The organism is Sphingobacterium sp. SG20118 (assembly GCF_044740685.1).
In the GTDB taxonomy this organism is placed as follows: Bacteria; Bacteroidota; Bacteroidia; order Sphingobacteriales; family Sphingobacteriaceae; genus Sphingobacterium.
This window is the reverse complement of sequence record NZ_CP172826.1, coordinates 1,098,418-1,117,968: the sequence shown is the minus strand read 5'-3', so window position 1 is coordinate 1,117,968 and position 19,551 is coordinate 1,098,418. Positions and strand designations below refer to the sequence as shown.

Annotated in this window: 16 protein-coding genes and 1 pseudogene; 11 read left to right on the top strand and 6 right to left on the bottom strand. The window is 37.3% G+C overall.

The window, feature by feature from the left end; genetic code table 11:
- Positions 1–21: 21 nt before the first annotated feature.
- Together prpC and prpB are read right to left on the bottom strand one after the other, a co-directional pair.
- On the bottom strand, positions 22–1,173 hold the full coding sequence (gene prpC, locus ACFX5U_RS05185; protein WP_400263566.1) for a 2-methylcitrate synthase: 1,152 nt from the start codon (positions 1,171–1,173) through the stop codon (positions 22–24).
- Positions 1,157–2,053, bottom strand: a complete 897-nt coding sequence (gene prpB / locus ACFX5U_RS05180; protein WP_400262686.1) for a methylisocitrate lyase — start codon at positions 2,051–2,053, stop codon at positions 1,157–1,159. The genes prpC and prpB overlap by 17 nt, the downstream gene beginning before the upstream one ends.
- Before the next feature lie 572 nt (positions 2,054–2,625).
- Between prpB and ACFX5U_RS05175 the strand changes: the two genes are divergently transcribed.
- The gene (locus tag ACFX5U_RS05175; protein ID WP_081918313.1) at positions 2,626–3,375 is read left to right on the top strand and encodes a DUF1080 domain-containing protein; all 750 of its coding nucleotides are present in this window, start codon (positions 2,626–2,628) and stop codon (positions 3,373–3,375) included.
- 250 nt (positions 3,376–3,625) lie between these two features.
- Positions 3,626–4,204, top strand: coding sequence for a hypothetical protein (locus tag ACFX5U_RS05170; protein ID WP_280569685.1), 579 nt, complete (start codon positions 3,626–3,628; stop codon positions 4,202–4,204).
- A gap of 147 nt (positions 4,205–4,351) precedes the next feature.
- Here ACFX5U_RS05170 and ACFX5U_RS05165 read toward each other — a convergent pair whose 3' ends face one another.
- Positions 4,352–4,930 (bottom strand): hypothetical protein, encoded by a 579-nt coding sequence (locus ACFX5U_RS05165; RefSeq protein ID WP_038696796.1) that lies wholly within the window; start codon positions 4,928–4,930, stop codon positions 4,352–4,354.
- A 796-nt stretch (positions 4,931–5,726) separates the two neighbouring features.
- On the opposite strand from ACFX5U_RS05165, the gene ACFX5U_RS05160 reads away from it, so the two are divergent.
- Positions 5,727–5,981 carry a helix-turn-helix domain-containing protein gene (locus ACFX5U_RS05160; protein ID WP_038696794.1) on the top strand — a complete coding sequence of 85 codons (255 nt, stop codon included), beginning with the start codon at positions 5,727–5,729 and terminating at the stop codon, positions 5,979–5,981.
- 133 nt (positions 5,982–6,114) lie between these two features.
- Here the strand turns inward: ACFX5U_RS05160 and ACFX5U_RS05155 are convergent, their stop codons facing one another.
- On the bottom strand, positions 6,115–7,806 hold the full coding sequence (locus tag ACFX5U_RS05155; RefSeq protein ID WP_038696792.1) for a sodium/sugar symporter: 1,692 nt from the start codon (positions 7,804–7,806) through the stop codon (positions 6,115–6,117).
- Between the two features lie 181 nt (positions 7,807–7,987).
- Between ACFX5U_RS05155 and ACFX5U_RS05150 the strand changes: the two genes are divergently transcribed.
- Positions 7,988–8,557, top strand: a complete 570-nt coding sequence (locus tag ACFX5U_RS05150) for a hypothetical protein (RefSeq protein WP_038696790.1) — start codon at positions 7,988–7,990, stop codon at positions 8,555–8,557.
- The gene (locus ACFX5U_RS05145) at positions 8,557–9,012 is read left to right on the top strand and encodes a hypothetical protein (RefSeq protein ID WP_038696788.1); all 456 of its coding nucleotides are present in this window, start codon (positions 8,557–8,559) and stop codon (positions 9,010–9,012) included. Before ACFX5U_RS05150 ends, ACFX5U_RS05145 begins: the two co-directional genes overlap by 1 nt.
- A 130-nt stretch (positions 9,013–9,142) precedes the next feature.
- Here ACFX5U_RS05145 and ACFX5U_RS05140 read toward each other — a convergent pair whose 3' ends face one another.
- Together ACFX5U_RS05140 and ACFX5U_RS05135 are read right to left on the bottom strand one after the other, a co-directional pair.
- Complete coding sequence (locus ACFX5U_RS05140; protein ID WP_400262685.1) at positions 9,143–9,652, bottom strand: hypothetical protein; 510 nt, start codon at positions 9,650–9,652, stop codon at positions 9,143–9,145.
- Entirely contained in the window at positions 9,630–11,015 is a 1,386-nt protein-coding gene (locus tag ACFX5U_RS05135) for a M1 family peptidase (RefSeq protein ID WP_400262684.1), read from the bottom strand. The genes ACFX5U_RS05140 and ACFX5U_RS05135 overlap by 23 nt, the downstream gene beginning before the upstream one ends.
- 182 nt (positions 11,016–11,197) lie before the next feature.
- Here ACFX5U_RS05135 and ACFX5U_RS05130 point away from each other — a divergent pair, with 182 nt between their 5' ends.
- From ACFX5U_RS05130 to ACFX5U_RS05105, 6 genes and pseudogenes are all read left to right on the top strand, one after another.
- Positions 11,198–12,526 carry a BamA/TamA family outer membrane protein gene (locus ACFX5U_RS05130; RefSeq protein WP_400262683.1) on the top strand — a complete coding sequence of 443 codons (1,329 nt, stop codon included), beginning with the start codon at positions 11,198–11,200 and terminating at the stop codon, positions 12,524–12,526.
- A 279-nt stretch (positions 12,527–12,805) separates the two neighbouring features.
- A pseudogene (locus ACFX5U_RS05125) lies at positions 12,806–14,041 on the top strand (TonB-dependent receptor); the annotation flags it as partial.
- A complete protein-coding gene (locus ACFX5U_RS05120) occupies positions 13,932–14,669 on the top strand; it encodes a TonB-dependent receptor domain-containing protein (protein WP_400262682.1) in 738 nt (245 codons plus the stop codon). The pseudogene ACFX5U_RS05125 and the gene ACFX5U_RS05120, both read left to right, overlap by 110 nt.
- Position 14,670: 1 nt before the next feature.
- Positions 14,671–15,234, top strand: coding sequence for a GNAT family N-acetyltransferase (locus tag ACFX5U_RS05115; RefSeq protein ID WP_400262681.1), 564 nt, complete (start codon positions 14,671–14,673; stop codon positions 15,232–15,234).
- A gap of 86 nt (positions 15,235–15,320) precedes the next feature.
- A complete protein-coding gene (locus tag ACFX5U_RS05110; protein ID WP_400262680.1) occupies positions 15,321–15,920 on the top strand; it encodes a hypothetical protein in 600 nt (199 codons plus the stop codon).
- A gap of 161 nt (positions 15,921–16,081) precedes the next feature.
- Positions 16,082–19,435, top strand: coding sequence for an SNF2-related protein (locus tag ACFX5U_RS05105; protein ID WP_400262679.1), 3,354 nt, complete (start codon positions 16,082–16,084; stop codon positions 19,433–19,435).
- The last annotated feature ends 116 nt before the right edge of the window (positions 19,436–19,551 follow it).

Sequence of the window (19,551 nt, the reverse complement as noted above, 5' to 3'; positions counted from 1 at the left end):
TTAATCGATTGTTGTCCCCTATTACCGCTCGGAAATTGGAACATAAGGTCGGTTATCCGGACCTATATAATGGGCACTGGGACGAATAATTTTTCCATCTTGTCGCTGTTCAAATACATGTGCAGACCATCCTGTAATCCGCGATAAAACAAATAAAGGGGTAAACATTTCAGTAGGAATTCCCATCAGATGATAAGAAACAGCCGAATACCAATCCAGATTAGGAAACATTTTCTTTTCTTCCCACATGACCGACTCCAATCGTTCAGCTATGGAATAGAGCGTCATATCGCCCGCTTCTTCTGAAAGCTCTTTAGCAATTCGCTTGATCACCTGATTCCGTGGATCTGAAATCGTATATACAGGATGTCCAAAACCGATGATGACCTCTTTGTTCACCAATCTTTTACGAATATCAGCTTCCGCCTCATCCGCATCTGCATATCTGCTCTGAATCTCAAAAGCGACCTCATTAGCTCCGCCATGTTTTGGTCCACGCAATGCACCAATAGCACCTGCAATGCAAGAATACAAATCAGAGCCCGTACCTGCAATAACCCGTGCAGCAAACGTAGAAGCGTTGAACTCATGCTCTGCATATAAGTTAAGTGATACCTGCATTGCTCTTACCCAAGAAGGTGGTGGTTCAGTACCATGTAAAAGATGCAAAAAATGGGCTCCTAAAGTTCCGTCATTGGTCTCTACCTTAATTTCACGACCATGCTGACTGAAGTGGTACCAGTATAATAAAGCCGACGCCATGGACGCCATCAGCCGATTAGCAATATCACGAGCTCCAGCACTCGGATGACTTTCCTTTTCTGGTTGGATGCTTCCAAACACAGAAACATAGGTCCGAAGGACATCCATGGCATGAGCCGTAGTCGGTAATTGTTTTAAGACCTTTTGTATCGCAATCGGTAATCCACGTTGACTGATCAATTGCGCTTGATAGGTTGTGAGTTGCGCTTTGGTTGGTAAGCTCCCATAAATCAATAAATAGGCTACTTCCTCAAAACAAGCTTGCTCGGCAAGCTCCAAGATATCATACCCTCGATAGTGCAAGTCATTTCCACTTTTCCCTACTGTACTTAAAGCTGTATTGCCAGCGGTAACACCAGATAGCGCTACGCTTTTCTTGGGTTTAAAACCCGTTTCATTGGTTTCTGTCATCATGCTTGGTATTGAACAATTGATCTAATCTATTTTCATATGCGTAATAATCTATGCTGCGATACAGTTCTTCTCGAGTCTGCATACTGTCTATTACCGCAGATTGTGTACCGTCTTTTCTTATGTGTTGATATACATTTTCAGCCGCTTTATTTGCAGCTCTAAAAGCAGACAATGGGTACAAGATAATGGAGACATCAGCTTGAGACAGTTCTTCTCGAGTAAACAAAGGGGTTTCACCAAATTCAGTGATATTTGCTAAAATTGGCAATTGAGTGGCCTCACTGAAACTTTTGTATTGTTCCAGTTTATGTACGGCCTCTGCAAAAATAAAATCTGCGCCAGCTTCTTTGTAAGCAACCGCTCGCTCTAGTGCTGCATCCAAACCTTCAGAAGCAAGGGCATCTGTACGTGCACCGATAACAAAAGTATGATCAGTCCGCGCATCTACAGCAGCTTTTATACGGTCGACCATCTCTGCTTTTGATACTAATTCTTTACCCGGTCGATGACCACAACGTTTCGCTCCAACCTGATCTTCCATATGCACCGCAGCAGCTCCAGCTTTTATCAAAGACTTAATCGTACGTGCGACATTAAAAGCTGATGGACCAAATCCAGTATCAATATCAACCAATAGCGGAACCGAACAGACATTGGTGATACGTTGTACATCCACCAATACATCCTCAAGCGTTGTAATACCTAAATCTGGTATTCCCAAAGAACCTGCTGCAACACCTCCCCCAGATAAATAAATGGCTTGAAAACCTGCCTGTTGAGCCAATAATGCATGATTGGCGTGGATAGCCCCTACTACCTGCAATGGTTTTTCATTCTTGATTGCTTCTCTAAACAGAAGACCTGCGGTTTTTATCATATAATTGGATATTAGAAATTAGCATGATGGCCGAGCTTTGCGGTATCAAACCTCTAAAGGATAATTTTTCAGTGTAATTTTCAACTCACTTACTCCAATCGCCCTCGTGCACCTTACTGTTAAAGATAAGAAAAAAAAATAGCCCAATTACAAAATCAGAACGTGATTCCGTATAAATCGCGCACATATAACTGCTCTAATGCATCATCAGCAATACCTTGATTTACAAGAACTCCAATTAAAAAAAAAATGTAAAAAGGAAAATAACACCTTCTAGGTCGCAACAGTTGCACAAGTATAATTGTGTATGCTATTTTATAAAAAAATAAGCAGCAAACAAAATAAATTTAATCCGATGAATTGTTTTCTCTATTTCCGTTATTAAAGTGATTCTTAACGGAATTCAATAATTGCGTAGTAAACCTGTATCCCAAATAAAACAACTCGAACGAATAAATTTGTTTTATATAATGATGCAATAATAATTGTAAACAAATTTATCTAAGTTTGTTTATAGACATTAGTCTACAACGTTTATTTAAATCCAGTTATAACCATTTTTTCAAAGCAATATGAATACTAAAGCAATTGGTTTATTTTTCATCATATTCTTTTTATGTAAAAGCAGCTTTTCACAACAAGTGACTTTATCCTTTGGAGAGGAAGTACAACTCGATGATCTGCTTCTCGAAGCTAAACCTACTAAAAACCCGATCAATTGGATCAACGTCAATACTGCATCCGATACGTGGCGATTAAAGGAAGAATCATTGATCTGCACTGGACTTCCAATTGGCGTTATGCGTTCCGAAAAACAATATGAAAATTTCATCATTCATGTAGAATGGAATCATATCAATGCTGGAGGTAATTCAGGCATCTTCGTATGGTCTGATGCTATTCCCGATTCCATAGGTCGTCTTCCAGGAGGCGTTGAAGTCCAAATGTTAGAATTGGATTGGGTAAATCAAAATGAGAAAGATGGCATCAAACCTCCAATAGCCTATGTTCACGGTGAATTATTTGGTGTAGGCGGAGTAGAAACGATACCCGATAATCCACGTGGTACGCGCAGTAAGTCTATTGAAAATCGTGCTAAAGGTAAAGGAGAATGGAATAAGTACACGGTTATTTGTGTTGATGGAACAATAAAATTGGCGGTAAATGGCAAATTTGTCAATGGAATTCGTCAATCTACAATCAAAAAAGGATATTTATGTTTAGAGTCCGAAGGTTCGGAGATCCACTTCCGAAATTTTAAGTTAATAGCATTAGAACCAGGTGTTACGGGCTCAGCTCAAATTGTAAAAAACTTGGAATAATAGGTTTACTTTCAACATTAAAGCGACTCGTTTACTGTTGAAAATTCGCATAAGAATAATAATTAAGCTATTCTGATAATATCGAAATAATCGGCTCTTAACAACCAAACAAACAAGATTATAAACCTACAAATAGGCAATTGATTAGAAAATATGTAAGTTATAATTAAAGAAAATAAAAACTATTGCTTTCGTTTACTGTTATATAATAAAACAACATATCGTTAAATATATAGAAAACTTAAGACACATGAAAAAACTAGCATTACTACTTACAATCATGGGTGGAATCGCTTTCAGTGCGAACGCACAAAGAATAGAAACTACACCACAGAGCACCGCAGATGTTGGCAGTGCTCCAATAAAACAGGGGAATTGGATGGTCGGAGGTTCTTTAGCCAATCTAGGTTATAGTTTCGAGGGCAAAGCGTTCAATGTCAATCTGCAGCCAAGAGCTGGATATTTTGTTTCTGATGGTATAGCCATTGGTGCTCAAGCGAACTTAGGTTTAACCGCTGCTAAAGGTCATGATAATGAATGGAACTATGGTATCGCCCCATTTGTGAGATACTATTTTCCAGAAGGGTCATCTTCATCAGGTCGCTTTTTTGGACAAGGTGATATTGGGATAGCAGGAAGTTCTATCGGTAAGGGTGCATCATTAGCTTTAGGAGCAAATCTTGGTTATGCGCACTTCATTACAAGAACAGTCGCACTTGAAGCAACCGTGGGATACAACTACACCAAATCAAATGTTAATTTGGGAGACAAAGCATCGGGATTAGGCGTAGGACTTGGGTTCCAAATTTACTTACCTGGTCAAAGATAAGAACCTCATGTCAAACAAATAAAAAAGGCAGATGCGAAAACACCTGCCTTTTTTATTAAGTTCAATCAAACCAATAGCAGTTTCTCCCTACTATTGATTATTAACGAGCTATTTTTGGAGCATAAAACGCAAATAATACAAAACTGTTTAGTAACATACACCTGGCCGAGGTCTAATGGTCATCACGGTCTGTTCATGCCAACTCGTTGGTTCTAAGCAACCCAGTTGTTCATTAAAATAGATATCCGAGACAACCTGCTCTTTTTCTAAATGTACATCCAATTTAAACATCTCTTCCAAATCATTTAATATTCGCTGTTGATACTCCTCTCTTTCGGTAGCAGCAGGCAACGTTATTTCATAGCAATACAAATGAGTTTCCTTCCACAACTCAACATCTCCACATTCTATACTATGTACATAATGACAACGATCACCATTATAAACATATATACGAGAAGCAGAAAAGTTAGCTGATAAGCCATAGGCGAACAAATAAAATTCGTAAATCGCCATATTCACTAGCGAGATCCTTAATATATCTGCATTTTCGTCGCGCACGACACAACTATAAGAATCAAACTCTTCCATTAGTAAGGTAAATCGCGCATAATATCGTTCTTTAGGTTTTGTTTTTAAAATACTCTTAAGCGGCTGTTCACGATTATGGTATTGAAATTCTTTCATGGGACGAATTTTAAAGCGGTCCTGTAATACTATTTTCATCAATTTTTGTTTTATTAATTGCTTGTCATGTTTATATTACGATTTGACTGAACAAACCAAGTATTCTGATTCGTTGAGCGTTGTTACAAAAAAACCGACCCACCTTCCATTGCATTGAACAAAATGAAAAAGTCCTAATGTCATCATTTGCTTACTAAGAAAAAATCACTATATTTATTGTATCAAGAATAAAGAAGTTAATTTTCCTATCATCGCAGATTTTGAAAGAAAAGCAGGTCGGAAAAAATCACAAGGCATTACCATCCTCCCTAAAATTTTATTAAGAGGGTGCAATATGAAGGCGAAAACATACCACAAGGATGGTCTAAACCCGTATTGTTTTTTTTAAAGACAATCCAATTTTACTCTCGATAAAACTGAATGTTCTTTATAAATAGTGCATGGAAAAATAAATGAATCCGATCTTTAGTGTGGGACTGCTGCTTACTGTTGGTTATAAATATCATCGTTTAGAAATTGGTTTTTGAACTTAATTATGCGATAACTGGATGTTCAATTGTATTGTCAACTCGTTAATATAGCACCTTTGGTCAATCAGATAGTTCCTATTTGCACTTACTACTATTATAGTAGTAATATCATATTGCTAATAAACACTACATGTATGCCTATCTATGATGTTGAGCCTTATAGGGCTCGCATTATCGACATAGATTTCAGTATACATTTTATGATCACCAAACCATTAACAAAGCTCACAGTATACTTAGCTAAAGCTAAGTTAAAACAAATATAAAAACTTAGTATTAACTAAGCAACTATTTTTTAAAATATTATGCCTAAATCACTTATAGAATTTGAAATAGTCAATCTCGTACGTAAAAAAAGAAAAGATCTCCACGTGAGTCAAGCTAAAATTGCGCATCTTTTTAATGTATCGGCGGGCTACATCGGTCAAATAGAAATGAAAAATTCTGCCAGCATGTATTCTTATGACCAGCTGAATAAACTAGCTTCATTTTTTAACTGTAGCCCAAAAGAATTTATCCCTGAAAATCCAATTGAAGAAAACAGTGATTCAAATTGCTGAACCAATAACAACAGTTTGTCAAAGAGAGGCTATCAGTAAGTTTCAAGGAAACATGGGTAATCTTCCCATTTTTAAATAAGAAAAGGCATCCAATTGGATGCCTTTTCTTATTTAAAATGCTTCATTTCATCTATTACCAATAAATTGAATACAAAGCGATAACTATTAAAAATACAATGAGTGATCCAACGAGGAATCCATTATGCACCTTGAACATTTTCGCATCGATTTCCAATCCTTTCGGGACAATACCACGCTTATTATCAATTAAACTAATGATGACCATGAAAATAACACAGATGATAAAGACGAATCCCATACGATCAATAAATGGAATTTCATAAAGTCCAGAAGATGGGTTTAAAACAGAGAAACCTGTACTTGATAAAAAAGATAAATCCATCAAATCAGGTAGTTTTTTGAAGACAACGGATAAGATAAATCCACCGATCGTTGCAAACATCGCGGCATTTGAAGTCGTTTTCTTCCAGAAGAAACCTAAAATAAACATCGCAAAAATTCCTGGTGAAACAAATCCGGTATATTCTTGAATATATTGGAATCCTTGTTTACCTTCTCCCATCAACGACTCACCCAAAATAAGTGCCAATCCAGTTCCCATAAGCATGGATACCACTACTGCAATTTTACCGACATTTACCAATCTTGTATCTGAAGCATCTTTATTAAATGCTTTTTGATAGATATCTAATGTAAAAATAGTGGCAATACTATTTGCCTTACCCGCTAAAGAAGCCACAATAGCTGCCGTTAATGCCGCAAATGATAAACCTTTCAATCCTACTGGAAGCAGTGTTAACAATGCTGGATAAGCTTTATTCGGATCCTGAGCTCCTGTAGAGGTCAATAAGCTCGATGCATCAATAGCGCCCAAATCTTTATTGACAATATAATAAACTGCAATACCAGGAATAACCACAATTACGGGCATTAACATTTTCAAGAACGCAGCAAACAAAAGACCGTTTCTAGCTGTAGGCAAAGATGCTCCTAAAGCGCGTTGCGTGATGTACTGATTACATCCCCAGTAACTTAAGTTTGCGATCCACATCCCTCCAATCAATACACTGATACCCGGAAGGTCCATATAGTTAGGATTATCGGTCTTAAATATCATATCAAAATGCTCGGGAGCATCGTTATGTAAAGTTGTGAAACCTGCTAGCACACCATTACCATCGGATATGATATTAAGCGCAATATAAGTAGCTACTAAACCACCTAAAATCAAGAAGAATACTTGAATAACATCGGTATAGCCGATTACCTTCATCCCTCCTAAGGTAATAATGATAGCAAAAACAGCCAATAACATAATACACAAGGTCAGATCTAAACCTGAAATCCCACTAATGGCAACTGCTCCTAAATAGAGAATAGACATCAAATTGACCACGATATAAAGCATCAGCCAAAAAACGGCCATGATCATGGCTACTGTACCATTATAACGCTGATTCAAGAATTGGGGCATCGTGAATATCTTATTTTTAAGATAAACAGGCATAAAAAATACAGCCACTACGATTAGTGTTATGGAAGCCATCCACTCATAGGCTGCAATTGCAAGTCCCATTTTAAAGCCTGACCCACTCATCCCGATAAATTGTTCTGCCGAGATATTTGAAGCGATCAACGAGGCTCCAATAGCCCACCATGTCAATGACCCTTCAGCAAGAAAATAATCCTTCGCTCCCTCGGAAGCAGACTTCTTTTTGTAGTATATCCACAAACCATAAGAAGCAACAATTATAAAGTATACAAAAAATACAATATAATCCTTCGTACTTAAAATAGTATTCATTTAGATAAGATTAATAGATTTAGTTTTGAAATTTTTCAAATATGAGGCTAAATATAGAAATATTTATTTCAGAATATGCTAAAATTTGACACAAAATAGACTTGAGACCAATTCTCATAAAGTATAAAAAATTGATATACGATTGTTTCAATGTCAATTAACTTCGTACTTTTGCAAAATAATGTCAAAAACATCCCAAAATAGAGTCATTCGCTATACTTCCCTATTACTGCTTTTTGTAATACAATTATTGTTCTTATTAGCAATATTCAAGGAAAACAACTCCACCATCGGTTTATCATTTTTTATTGTTATTATTTCCTTTCTATTACTGTATTCATTTTTCAGATCGCCCATTCATCATAACAAGTTAACATTTGAAAAAATTTACATCGCTGTATGGGTGCCTATAGGTGCTGTTGGTTGCTATTTCCTCCACAATCATTTTGGATTAGGTTCTGTTTTCGCTGCAAGTATCGTTGGATTAGCAGGTGCATTAATCCCCTATTTAAATAAGAAGTCCAATTATCTATCGCATATACCTCCAGCTATTTATTGTGGTTCATTTGTCGGTATGTCGGGCCCGAAGGTCGCAGGAGATATTTATTTTATTCTTGCTGCCAGTATATGTACAGCTGTATTATTGATTATTTCTAAAAGTCTCTTAAATGGCATAGGGGGAAAATTAGGAACATTAGCGTTTGCAGGTGTAGCCATCACCTACCTGATTTTATTTTTATTCTCTAGATAATGATTCATACAGTTATTCTCATATTCACGGGTGTATTTGGAAGTTTACTCACGTATTATTTCAACAATAAGTTGAAACTAGGTGGTGTTTTATCTTCTTCCTTACTAACATGTATTGTTGCTGGATTTATTCATTTTTTCCCAACATACATACCCGAACAATTGGCCAATCATATCCCATTAATCTTTATTGGTTCCTCTTTTGTCGGTATGGTTTCGAGCCATCAATTGTCTACATTTATAGGCGTATCCCTTTCTGGTCTAGTGTATAGTCTGATCTACATCAATACCAGCCAATTTTTTGATGGATTTGGAGGAGCTTTAGGCACGTCGGCTTGTATCTCGCTACTCGTAATTATGAGTATCCCCTACCTCCGTTCAAATCAAAAACTAACACTTGGTTATTTTCAACTTCGAAAAATGATGTTTAAAAACATCAAAAAAAGTAAAAAATAAGGATTGCATCCTTCATCTTGTAAGATCTTAATCAAAAAAAAATGCCTTCAAGCTGTATATGCCCTATCACATGGCACATACAGCTTGAAGGCATAGTCCTAATACAAGAAATTAGTATCTCCATACAATTTTATAATATCATCCGATTATCATCGCTTGTATAATCCATAAAAATATCATTATCTAGAAACACTTCTTTTACCTGAGCTTTACTTTTTAATTTCAGTACTGTTGAAGCTTCATTCTTTTCCCAAATTTGAGGTGTAAAATGGATTTTTTCTTTTTTACCATCCACATAAGTCAATATCACATCAAAAGGAATAGCAAATCCACCTATATTTTCAATTTCCAGCGTAATTGTTTTATTTTTCTGTTCTACTTTTGCCAATTTCAAATCGATATAATGATTGCTGAAATACCAATTATTCCAAAACCAATTCAGGTTTAGCCCAGTACCGGCATTAAAAGAATAAAAATAATCCCAAGGCATTGGGTGTTTACCATGCCAATTATCCATGTAATGATGCAGCGCTTTTTTGAATGGCACATCGCCGAGATAATCTTTTAGGGCCAGATAGGATAATGCTGACTTGATATAGGCATTGTTTCCATAACCTTTACCACTCAATTGCGAAGACAATGAAATTAAAGGTTGGTCCTGTTTCTGTCGAGGGTTCTTTAATCCACCCTTCTACTCTAAACTCTTTGAATAGCTTCTTTGCGGCTTCCTCACCATTTTCATCCATACCAATGAGCAATTCAAAGGCCGTTGCCCATCCTTCATCCATAAATGCATAGCGCGTTTCATTAGTGCCCATATAAAAAGGAAAATAAGTATGTGCTATCTCATGATCTACTGTTTGCCTTGCATCCATAAAATTATCAGGTACGCTGCTATCATTGACCATCATCGGGTATTCCATATCCGCAAAACCTTGTACTGCTGTCATCGTTGGGAATGGATATTCTACTCCTGGCCAATTTTTAGAAAACCAATCAATACAATAGCGTTCCCAGCCAACATACTGTTCAAAATCTTTGGTCCCACTCAAATAGGCGGCTTGAACACTTACGCGCTTCGTAGCCAGCTGTACACTAGAGGCATCCCAGACGTAATGGTTACTCAATGCAAAACAAAAATCGGTAATATGCCCAGCATTAAAGCTCCAGGTATTCCATTCCTGTTGTTTGGTGACTTTATGTTCTTGCATATCGTGTAAAGTAGCCACTGGTATCACCTCATCCGAAATCAATGATTTGTTAAAACGACCCAATACTTCAGTTTGCAAAACTTCTTCTGGATTGAGTAATTTCCCAGTACCCCATACCACATAATTTTTAGGGACACAAATATCAACTTGATAATCATTAAAGTCATGATAAAACTCTTGACGTCCATTATGCTCTAACATATCCCAGCCATTATAATCGTCATAAACAGCAATCCGCGGATATGCATAAGCGCAATAATATGTTCCAGAATCGATCTGCCCTTCACGGTCACTCGCTAGAGACAATGGGTATTCCCACTCCATTTCAACTGTTGCGACAGCCAGCGAGCTGATGTCCTCTTTAAGCTTTACTCGGTTTACCGTTGTCCAGTCCTGACTATCTATTTCGTATATTTTATCGTTTACTTTCAAGGATCTCAACTTCAGTCCAGACGTAATAAAATCTGCACTTACCCCCAAAGCCCTTGCTGCCGTTGGCTTGTGAACATTGTTAACAAAACTTATGACAAGTTCATTTAATCTATTAGGGCTATTATTCTCATATAGAATACGCTCTTTACCCGATACGACTTTTGTTACAGGATCAACCGTGATCTGCATATCATAGCGACCTTTATTTTGCCAGTATTTTGCTCCAGGTGCCCCTGTTAAACTACGTGTTTCATTTTGGTAAGCTTGTTTGATATGTCGAGGTGTATAAAGTTCCTGTGCATGTACCAACATGCTAAAGGTGAGAACATATACCAGACTGAATAGAACCTTTAATTTCATATTATCTATTTTTTTGATAAAGATAGGTAGTTACAAAACGAGGTACAAACCATCAAACGATATTAATTAAAAATTAGTCTCAAGAAATATCTTAAGTCTTTCTTTTAACTATATTTGTAAGTATACAAGCGTACACAAACAACGCTATAAACGATTAAAAATTTGCAGTTTAAACTTGATAAATGAAAAAACCGCTACCTAATTTAAATGCATACCCCTTAACTTTAGCCTGTATATCGCTTCTGTTTATAACTTTTATTTCGAGTACTCAAGCCCAGGTCAATATCGTATCAGATTCATCAAGAATTGAATCTAAATCAACCTTTAATCAGCACAAAATCGATTCAAATGCGATTTATCAGTATGATATCTCCGATTTGTTTCGCAACATATTACATCCCAAAAGGGAAAGAAACCCCTATAAAAAACGTTCGGGAATTACGCTGATGCCGGGTGTCGCCCTAAACCCCACTATCGGTGCACAAATCGGTATCAAAGGTGTCGCGGGGATTGTGCTTGGTGATAAATCAAATACAACGATGTCCACCGCCGCTTCGACAGCATCGGTAACAACTAAAGGCATTATGGTCTTCTATGTCAGCCATAATATCTATACAAAAGAGAATAAATGGAATATACAGGGTGGGTGGTCCATTGTCAAAATGGTCAATCCAGATGCCGGATTAGGCATGACCAAAACATTTACGGGAAAACACGAAGATGATATCTTAACCGACCCTGATAAAAATATGTATATCTATAAATATACATCCTTCAGCATCAATGAAAAACTGTACAAAAGAGTTTCTGACAATCTCTTTTTAGGAGCCGGGTTTGCCTTTGATATTCGTCGGAATATCAAAGCTTCGACAGATAATAATGACAACCCCAATTACGTCTATAGCAAGCGTTATGGCTTTGACCCTGAGAAATTCAATTCGAATGGACTTTTGTTCAATGTCCAATACATGACCCGTGATAATCCAAACCGTGCTTATAAAGGGATTTATTCGGACATCGGCATCCGGATGAACCAAGAGTGGATGGGGAGTAGTAAAAATGCGATACAACTCACTACAGATTTTAGAAAGTATTTCAGTTTATCGGAAGAGAATCCAGAACATGTACTGGCATTTTGGAATTATGGTTCTTACAGAATCTCCGGAAGACTTCCCTATTTGGATCTTCCTGGAACAGCAAAAGATGCTTCTGTAAGATCAGGACGTGGCTATACCATGGGTTTTTTCAAAGGCCTTTCTTACTTTTATAATGAGGCAGAATATCGATTCCCCATATTCCGAAACAAATTCATTAGCGGGGCAACATTTTTTAATATCCAATCGACCAATAATGATATGGACAGCAAGTTGTTTGAATCTTGGCGAGCAGCAGGCGGAGCAGGCATTCGTATTTTATTCAACAAGGCGACACGTACCAACCTATGTATAGACTATGCGATCGGAGGCTACCATCAACGTGGATTATTCTTAGGACTCAATGAAACATTTTAAAAGATGGCATAATTAGAGTTTTTCGTTATTTTAGGGCAAAATATTTTGACCCACTATACGATATGTCTGTTATTAAGTCACCATTATACTGTTTATTATTCATTACATCATCCCTATATGCTCAAGAAGCAAAAAAGGATTCCCTTACTGCTTATCAATTAGAAACTGCTCAAGTATCGGGCTATCTTACAAAGCAGGCCTTATTGACAACGGCGGGTTTCTGCCTCCGTAGTAGGACAAAACACCTTACTCAGTCAACATAGCGCCAGCCTTTTACCGGGCCTAAATACAGTCCCTGGTTTACGAATGGAAGAACGCTCACCAGGAAGCTACCGTTTGGCTCTTCGTGGAAGTTTAATTCGCTCACCTTTTGGTATTCGAAATGTTAAGGTCTATATCGATGAATTTCCGATGACAGATGCGGGAGGAAACACTTACCTGAACCTCATCGATCCAGCTTCCATCGCTCAAATCGAAGTGCTAAAAGGACCTGATGGTTCTATTTTCGGACCAAACTCTGGAGGAGTTTTAGTGATAAAACCCAATGGTTTTCAACGAGAAATTGAATCTAAAACCTCCCTCAATCTAGCTGGTGGCTCATTTGGTTTTGCACAACAACAGTTTTCTACCCAACATCAGGTAAATGCAAAATATCGCTTCTCCTTCGATCAAAGTTTTACAAGATCAGATGGTTATCGCGAAAATTCTGCTTTGAATAAAAAGACTTTCCAAACGGCGCATGAATGGAATTATAAACCTAAAGCAAGTTTAAAACTTTTCGCGCTCTATAGCGACCTGAACTATCAGACTCCTGGAGGACTTACGCTTGCTCAATATCAAGAAAATCCAAGAGCTGCTCGCCCTGCTACAGCAACCACACCATCCGCAAAACAACAAAAAGCGGCTATAGATAATAAAACTTTCTACGGTGGTATATCACATCAGATACAGATCAGCAATAAGATCAGCAACACCACTACCGTCTTTGGTTCTTCGTCAAAAATAGAAAATCCCTTTATCACGAACTATGAATTTAGAGATGAGCAGAACCTAGGTTATCGCAGCTACTTCTCTTACGAATCAAAAAATAGTATAGACTGGCAAATACAAATCGGTACAGAAGGACAAAAGGGTTGGTATGATATCGCTAACTACGATAATAATGGAGGAATAGCTGCTGACAAACAGGCATCGGATAAATTGGAAAACTGGCAGAATTTCTATTTTGCAAGAACAAAAATGACGCTAGCTAACAGATGGACCCTAGAAGGTGCCATAGGATTAAATCAGAATCAAATTGCCTATAAACAATTATATCCAACCGCATCGTCGCAAAAGGAACAGATCAACTTTGGAACAAATTGGATGCCCAAGATTGCGACATCTTATCTGTTAGCACCAAACCTTGCGCTCCGAGGTTTCCATCTCTTCGGGATTCTCCACGCCCACCATTGCAGAAGTACGTTCTTCGGACAACCTGATCAACACGGAATTGAAACCAGAATCTGGTTATAACCATGAGGTTGGATTACGATGGGAATGGATGAATCGACGCTTCATCACGGACTTTTCTTATTACCAATATCAAATGGATAATGCCATTATTCGTCAATTAAATACAGATGGAATAGAATATTATCAGAATGCTGGAAAGGTGAAGCAAAAAGGATTTGAAAGTTCCATCATGGGGTACATCATCACACCCAATACGGAAAATTTTATACAGGGATTATATATCAATTCTAGCGTAACCTATAATCACTATCGTTTTGGAAATTATCAAGTGGAGGATGAAAATTACGACAACAACAAACTCACTGCAGTGCCTGACTGGGTCATTGTCCATGCGGCAAACTTAGATCTCGCCCATCGCATCGGTTTTAATATACAGCATAACTATACCTCCAAAATTCCCTTGAACGATGCAAATACAGCATTTTCAGAAGCCTATCATCTGGTTCAAGCAAAACTGCACTGGGGATTCAAATTTTCAACTCAACTACAGGCGCAAGTCTATCTAGGTGTTGACAATCTACTGAATGAAAAATACAGCTTGGGTAATGATATCAATGCGTTTGGAGGAAGGTACTATAATGCAGCTCCTACTCGAAACTTTTTCGGCGGATTAAAATTAAGCTATTAGTATGAAACAACATGATAACATAGTGCCATTAGCAGATGATGCTCCCATACCTTATGATTTATTATTGCTCGCGGACGAAACTAAAGAGATAATTGATAGCTATATTTATGATTGCTCGATCTTTATGCTAACAAAAGAAACCAACATATCCTTAGATCCACTCAAAAATCAAGTTGGATGTTTGGATCATAATAGCTCCATCACCGATAAAAACAAATCATCTCTTGATGAAAAATCCATTGTAGCAATTGGTGTTATGGCTATTATGAAGTTGGATACCGATACGCTCGAACTTAAAAATATGGCTATTGCTCCCCATGAACAATCACAAGGGTTTGGGTCGGACATGCTTTCCTATTTAAAAAGCTATGCAAGAGATCATCATTTTCAAAAAATATGGGTTGGGACTGCCGATGTGGGCTATCGCCAGCATCAATTCTATATGCGAAATGAATTTGAAATGGACCATATCCGCAAAAATTTCTTTCTAAACAATTATCCTGTACCACTCATAGAGAATGGATTACAAATGAAACACATGTTGGTATTTCAATATCAATTGTAAAGAACAAAAAATAAATCAGACCTTTCAGTCCAAACAATTTTATCTAACTTTAAAATTAATATGCTTTAATATAAGCATGAAAAAATATGAGTAATTTCAATTTTCCGTTATACTTTCAATTCAAGATTTCGACCTTCCACAACGATTTCACCATCAAGGATAGTGAAAACCGCACGCTTTTTTATGTCCGTCAGAAGCTCTTTAAACTGAAAGAAGAAATCATGATATTTGCGAACGAAAGTCGTTCAGAACAACTGTACGGCATAAAGGCTGATCGTTGGTTAGATTTCAATGCAAACTATACCATTACAGATGCAAGGACCAACGAAACCATCGGAAAAATAGGCCGAAAAGGAATGAAATCACTATGGAAAGCGAACTATAACGCTTTTGATAGTGCTGGTATGGAAGATTATCTCATCAAAGAAGATAATGCTTGGATAAAGGTTGGTGATAATCTCCTAGGTGAAATCCCCATTCTGAACATACTCACCGGGTATATATTCAATCCTTCTTATAGTTTGTATGACAAACGTGAGAATGTGCTATTACAGCTCCTCAAAAAGCCATCTTTCTTCGGTCGCAAATTTACATTGGAAAAATTAGCTAATATCAATCCCGAAGATGAAACAAGGCTTATCCTCTGTTTCATGATGATGATCTTGCTCGAACGCGAAAGAGGATAAAAAAACAAATGGAGCATATACTGGATATACGCTCCATTTCCCCTTACAATCCTTTAATCAAACGGTTCAACTGATATAATTTCACCAACCGCTCTATAAAAAACAAGATCATGACGGAATTAAAATTGTAAATAAAACAATTTTTTTTAAGTTTGACTAGCATGCACACAAAATCCGTTTCTTTAGAAAATTTAGACGATTTTCACCAATACAGATTGACCGATATCATCTTCGATGAAACCATCCGTTACCGTTATTTTTCGTGGATGTCCGGTTTGGCAGAAATCAACTATCCTACACAAGTATATGCTATTCAAAAAAATGAAGCCCAATTTTTCATCCAATCTTTAGGAATCACCTATACGGTTATCGTTGTCTTTGATCATCCGACACTTTCCTTATGCTGTAATTGTTCAGAAACAGAAGCATTTTGTGTACATCAAAAAATTGCTTTAAATCAGCTCATCAAAAACGAACAATTACACTTGTTTTTCTCTGTAGTTGCCTATCAGTCCTATTTGACTAAAATAGCCGTAAAATATGGCCTAGAGGATGAACAGCAATTGGAAGATTATTTCGAGATCCAATGGGTCAATGACCAAGTACACATACATAAAAAGGACGATAATCTACTGGAGCTATCGCGCGCAGTTCTCCCTCAGGAAATGGTTTTCCCTAAAGAGAACAATGCAGTAGAACAGCAAACGAACATATTAGTACTCAAAGAACATAAATACTACAAACACCCCCAAGTATTACTCTATCGATCAGATCGAACAAAAAATGGTACGTTAAAAAATCCCTTGCAAGAGATTTCCTGCGAAGAGATGATCTGGAAAAGCAAAGATATTACCGAAAGTCAGTTTTTCACTGCCCTACATTTTCTAGGACAAAATACGATTGCGGAAGATAATCAACAAGTCGTAGCATTTAAAATGTTGATCAAAAACCCGCTCGGATTAGAAATTTATAGGCATGATAAAACGCTATCACAAAATATTGGAGCGAATAGTTTAATCCAAATCACGCTGAGACCATTGCCAAAAACAATTCGTATCGATGTTGATCAGGAAGCACCATTTTTCACCATACGAAGTTATATTGAAATTGCAGGACAAGAGCATACCCTGCAAAACTTACCCCTTGTGTTCGATCATTTCATACAGGTGCAACAGCATTTTTATTTTATCGAGATTCCCCAAATTCTAACACTTTTCCAAGTATTCGCCACGACAGCGGATCATCTCAAAGTACATCAATCCAAATTTGAGGATTTTAAAAAGGATTTTCTAATGGCTATGGAAGAAGTTGTAGAAGTAAATTATCATCACATTCCCAAAGCCAGCTCCAAACAGATCAAGGAACAACAATTCTATACCGATACAGAAGCCATTATATACCTGGAAGAATCGGGAGATTATATCAATCTAATCCCAACCATGCGCTATGCAGATGTGGAAGTTCCGGTAAGAAGTAGAAGATCTATTTTCGGATTTGATCATCATGGACAGAAATTCTTAGTAAAACGGGATGCTGAGGCAGAACTTCGAATCGTGAGTTTAATTGTGAAACAACATCCTTATTTTAAGGAACAACTCGAAGAGGATTTTCAGCACTTCTATTTACATCGTAAACATTTCCTTGAACAAGACTGGTTTTTAAATGTTTTTGAAGATTGGCGCAACCATCAGATTTCCATCATCGGCTTTAATGAAATAAAAACCAATAAATTCAATTCCTTTAAAGGTAAAATAACGATTCATGTACTCAGTGGACAGAATTGGTTCAATGTAAACGTGAATATACAGTTTGGTAAAAATAAAGGTTCTCTTAAAAACCTACAAAAGGCCATTCGCAATAAATCAAAATTCATCACCTTAGATGATGGAACTGTAGGTATACTACCCGAAGAATGGATAAATAAGTTTGAGCAGTTTTTTCTAGCAGGCGAAATTATCGATGATACCCTTCTACAGATAGCAGAAACCAACTACACAGCCCTAGACCGGTACTTTGAAGAACAATGGCTATCCCAAGCTGCAAAAGAGCGGTTGAACGAAATAAAAAATAAAATCCAACAGATCGATCAAGTACAACCTGTCGTCCTGTCCAAAGATTTTAAGGGAACACTCCGAAGTTATCAGCAGGATGGCCTAAATTGGCTCAATTTTTTAGACGAATTTAATTTTGGAGGGTGTTTAGCTGATGATATGGGCCTCGGAAAAACCATACAGATCATTGCTTTTATCTTAGATCAACGAAATAAAGTAGAACACAACTGTAATTTATTGGTACTTCCGACAACGCTGATTTTCAACTGGAAAAATGAATTGAAAAAATTCGCTCCATCCATCCGAATATTGGAGCTACAGGGACCTGACCGTCAAAAGGATTGTCTAAATTTTGAGCAATACGAATTGATATTGATATCCTATCACAACTTATTGACCGATATCAATCATTTAAAAAAACAGTCCTTCAACTATATCTTCTTAGATGAGTCTCAGCAAATAAAAAACCCAAACTCGCAACGGTATCAAGCTGTCACTAAACTAAAATCACGTAATCGTATCGTGATAACGGGGACTCCTATTGAGAATAGTACCCTCGATTTATTTTCACAATTATCGTTTGTCAATCCAGGGTTATTAGGTTCAAAAAAATACTTTAAAGATGTATACACGACCCCTATTGATGGATTTAGCAATAAAAAAAGACTCGAGGAACTCCAGCGCAAAGTGAAACCCTTTATCCTACGTCGCACAAAAGCTGAGGTCGCAAAAGAGTTACCGCTTAAAAATGAACTGATACTTTACTGCGAAATGAAACCTGCACAACGACATATTTACGATACTTACGAGAAAGAGTTTCGTGAATTTATCTCTGCGAAAGATGGTGATGAAATCCGCAAAAGTCCCATGCACGTACTGAAAGGGCTCACTAAATTGCGTCAAATATGTAATTCGACAAAATTATTAAAAACAGAAGACCTTACTGTAGAGCAAGACTCCTGTAAAATTGAAATGCTTGTGGAGCAGGTACGCGATAAGTGCCCTTATCAAAAAATCATTATTTTCTCACAATTTGTCAGTATGCTGAATCTCATTGAAGTTGCATTGGCCAAACACGAAATATCGGCACTAAAGTTGACAGGACAATCGAGAGATAGGCAACATATTGTGACGCAATTTCAAGAAAACGACGCAGAAAGGGTTATTTTGATTAGCTTAAAAGCAGGAGGTACAGGTTTAAATCTAACCGCGGCAAGCTTAGTCTATCTGGTCGATCCGTGGTGGAATCCAGCAGTGGAAACTCAAGCCATCGATCGTGCTTTCCGGATCGGGCAATCTAAAGATGTTACAGCGATACGCTTGATCTGCCCGGATACTGTGGAAGATAAAATCATGAAATTGCAGGCAAATAAAACAGCTATAGCAGAGAACATCTTTGCCGACACGCATAATCCTATAGCAGATTTCATGAATAAAGAACGCTTACTGGCCCTGTTCAATTAACTATCGAGACCCTATCTAAACGGATAGGATCACAAACAATAGGGTTCAAAAGGAATCTCAAATGGAAAACAATAGCTTCTGCTCCATGAGGTTCAACACCATTAAAACTGCCAAAA

What these genes read in the sequence shown, in the direction of transcription:
- prpC (WP_400263566.1), bottom strand. Translation starts at nt 1,173, where the DNA reads ATGACAGAAACCAATGAAACGGGTTTTAAACCCAAGAAAAGCGTAGCG.
- prpB (WP_400262686.1), bottom strand. Translation starts at nt 2,053, where the DNA reads ATGATAAAAACCGCAGGTCTTCTGTTTAGAGAAGCAATCAAGAATGAA.
- ACFX5U_RS05175 (WP_081918313.1), top strand. Translation starts at nt 2,626, where the DNA reads ATGAATACTAAAGCAATTGGTTTATTTTTCATCATATTCTTTTTATGT.
- ACFX5U_RS05170 (WP_280569685.1), top strand. Translation starts at nt 3,626, where the DNA reads ATGAAAAAACTAGCATTACTACTTACAATCATGGGTGGAATCGCTTTC.
- ACFX5U_RS05165 (WP_038696796.1), bottom strand. Translation starts at nt 4,930, where the DNA reads ATGAAAATAGTATTACAGGACCGCTTTAAAATTCGTCCCATGAAAGAA.
- ACFX5U_RS05160 (WP_038696794.1), top strand. Translation starts at nt 5,727, where the DNA reads ATGCCTAAATCACTTATAGAATTTGAAATAGTCAATCTCGTACGTAAA.
- ACFX5U_RS05155 (WP_038696792.1), bottom strand. Translation starts at nt 7,806, where the DNA reads ATGAATACTATTTTAAGTACGAAGGATTATATTGTATTTTTTGTATAC.
- ACFX5U_RS05150 (WP_038696790.1), top strand. Translation starts at nt 7,988, where the DNA reads ATGTCAAAAACATCCCAAAATAGAGTCATTCGCTATACTTCCCTATTA.
- ACFX5U_RS05145 (WP_038696788.1), top strand. Translation starts at nt 8,557, where the DNA reads ATGATTCATACAGTTATTCTCATATTCACGGGTGTATTTGGAAGTTTA.
- ACFX5U_RS05135 (WP_400262684.1), bottom strand. Translation starts at nt 11,015, where the DNA reads ATGAAATTAAAGGTTCTATTCAGTCTGGTATATGTTCTCACCTTTAGC.
- ACFX5U_RS05130 (WP_400262683.1), top strand. Translation starts at nt 11,198, where the DNA reads ATGAAAAAACCGCTACCTAATTTAAATGCATACCCCTTAACTTTAGCC.
- ACFX5U_RS05115 (WP_400262681.1), top strand. Translation starts at nt 14,671, where the DNA reads ATGAAACAACATGATAACATAGTGCCATTAGCAGATGATGCTCCCATA.
- ACFX5U_RS05110 (WP_400262680.1), top strand. Translation starts at nt 15,321, where the DNA reads ATGAGTAATTTCAATTTTCCGTTATACTTTCAATTCAAGATTTCGACC.
- ACFX5U_RS05105 (WP_400262679.1), top strand. Translation starts at nt 16,082, where the DNA reads ATGCACACAAAATCCGTTTCTTTAGAAAATTTAGACGATTTTCACCAA.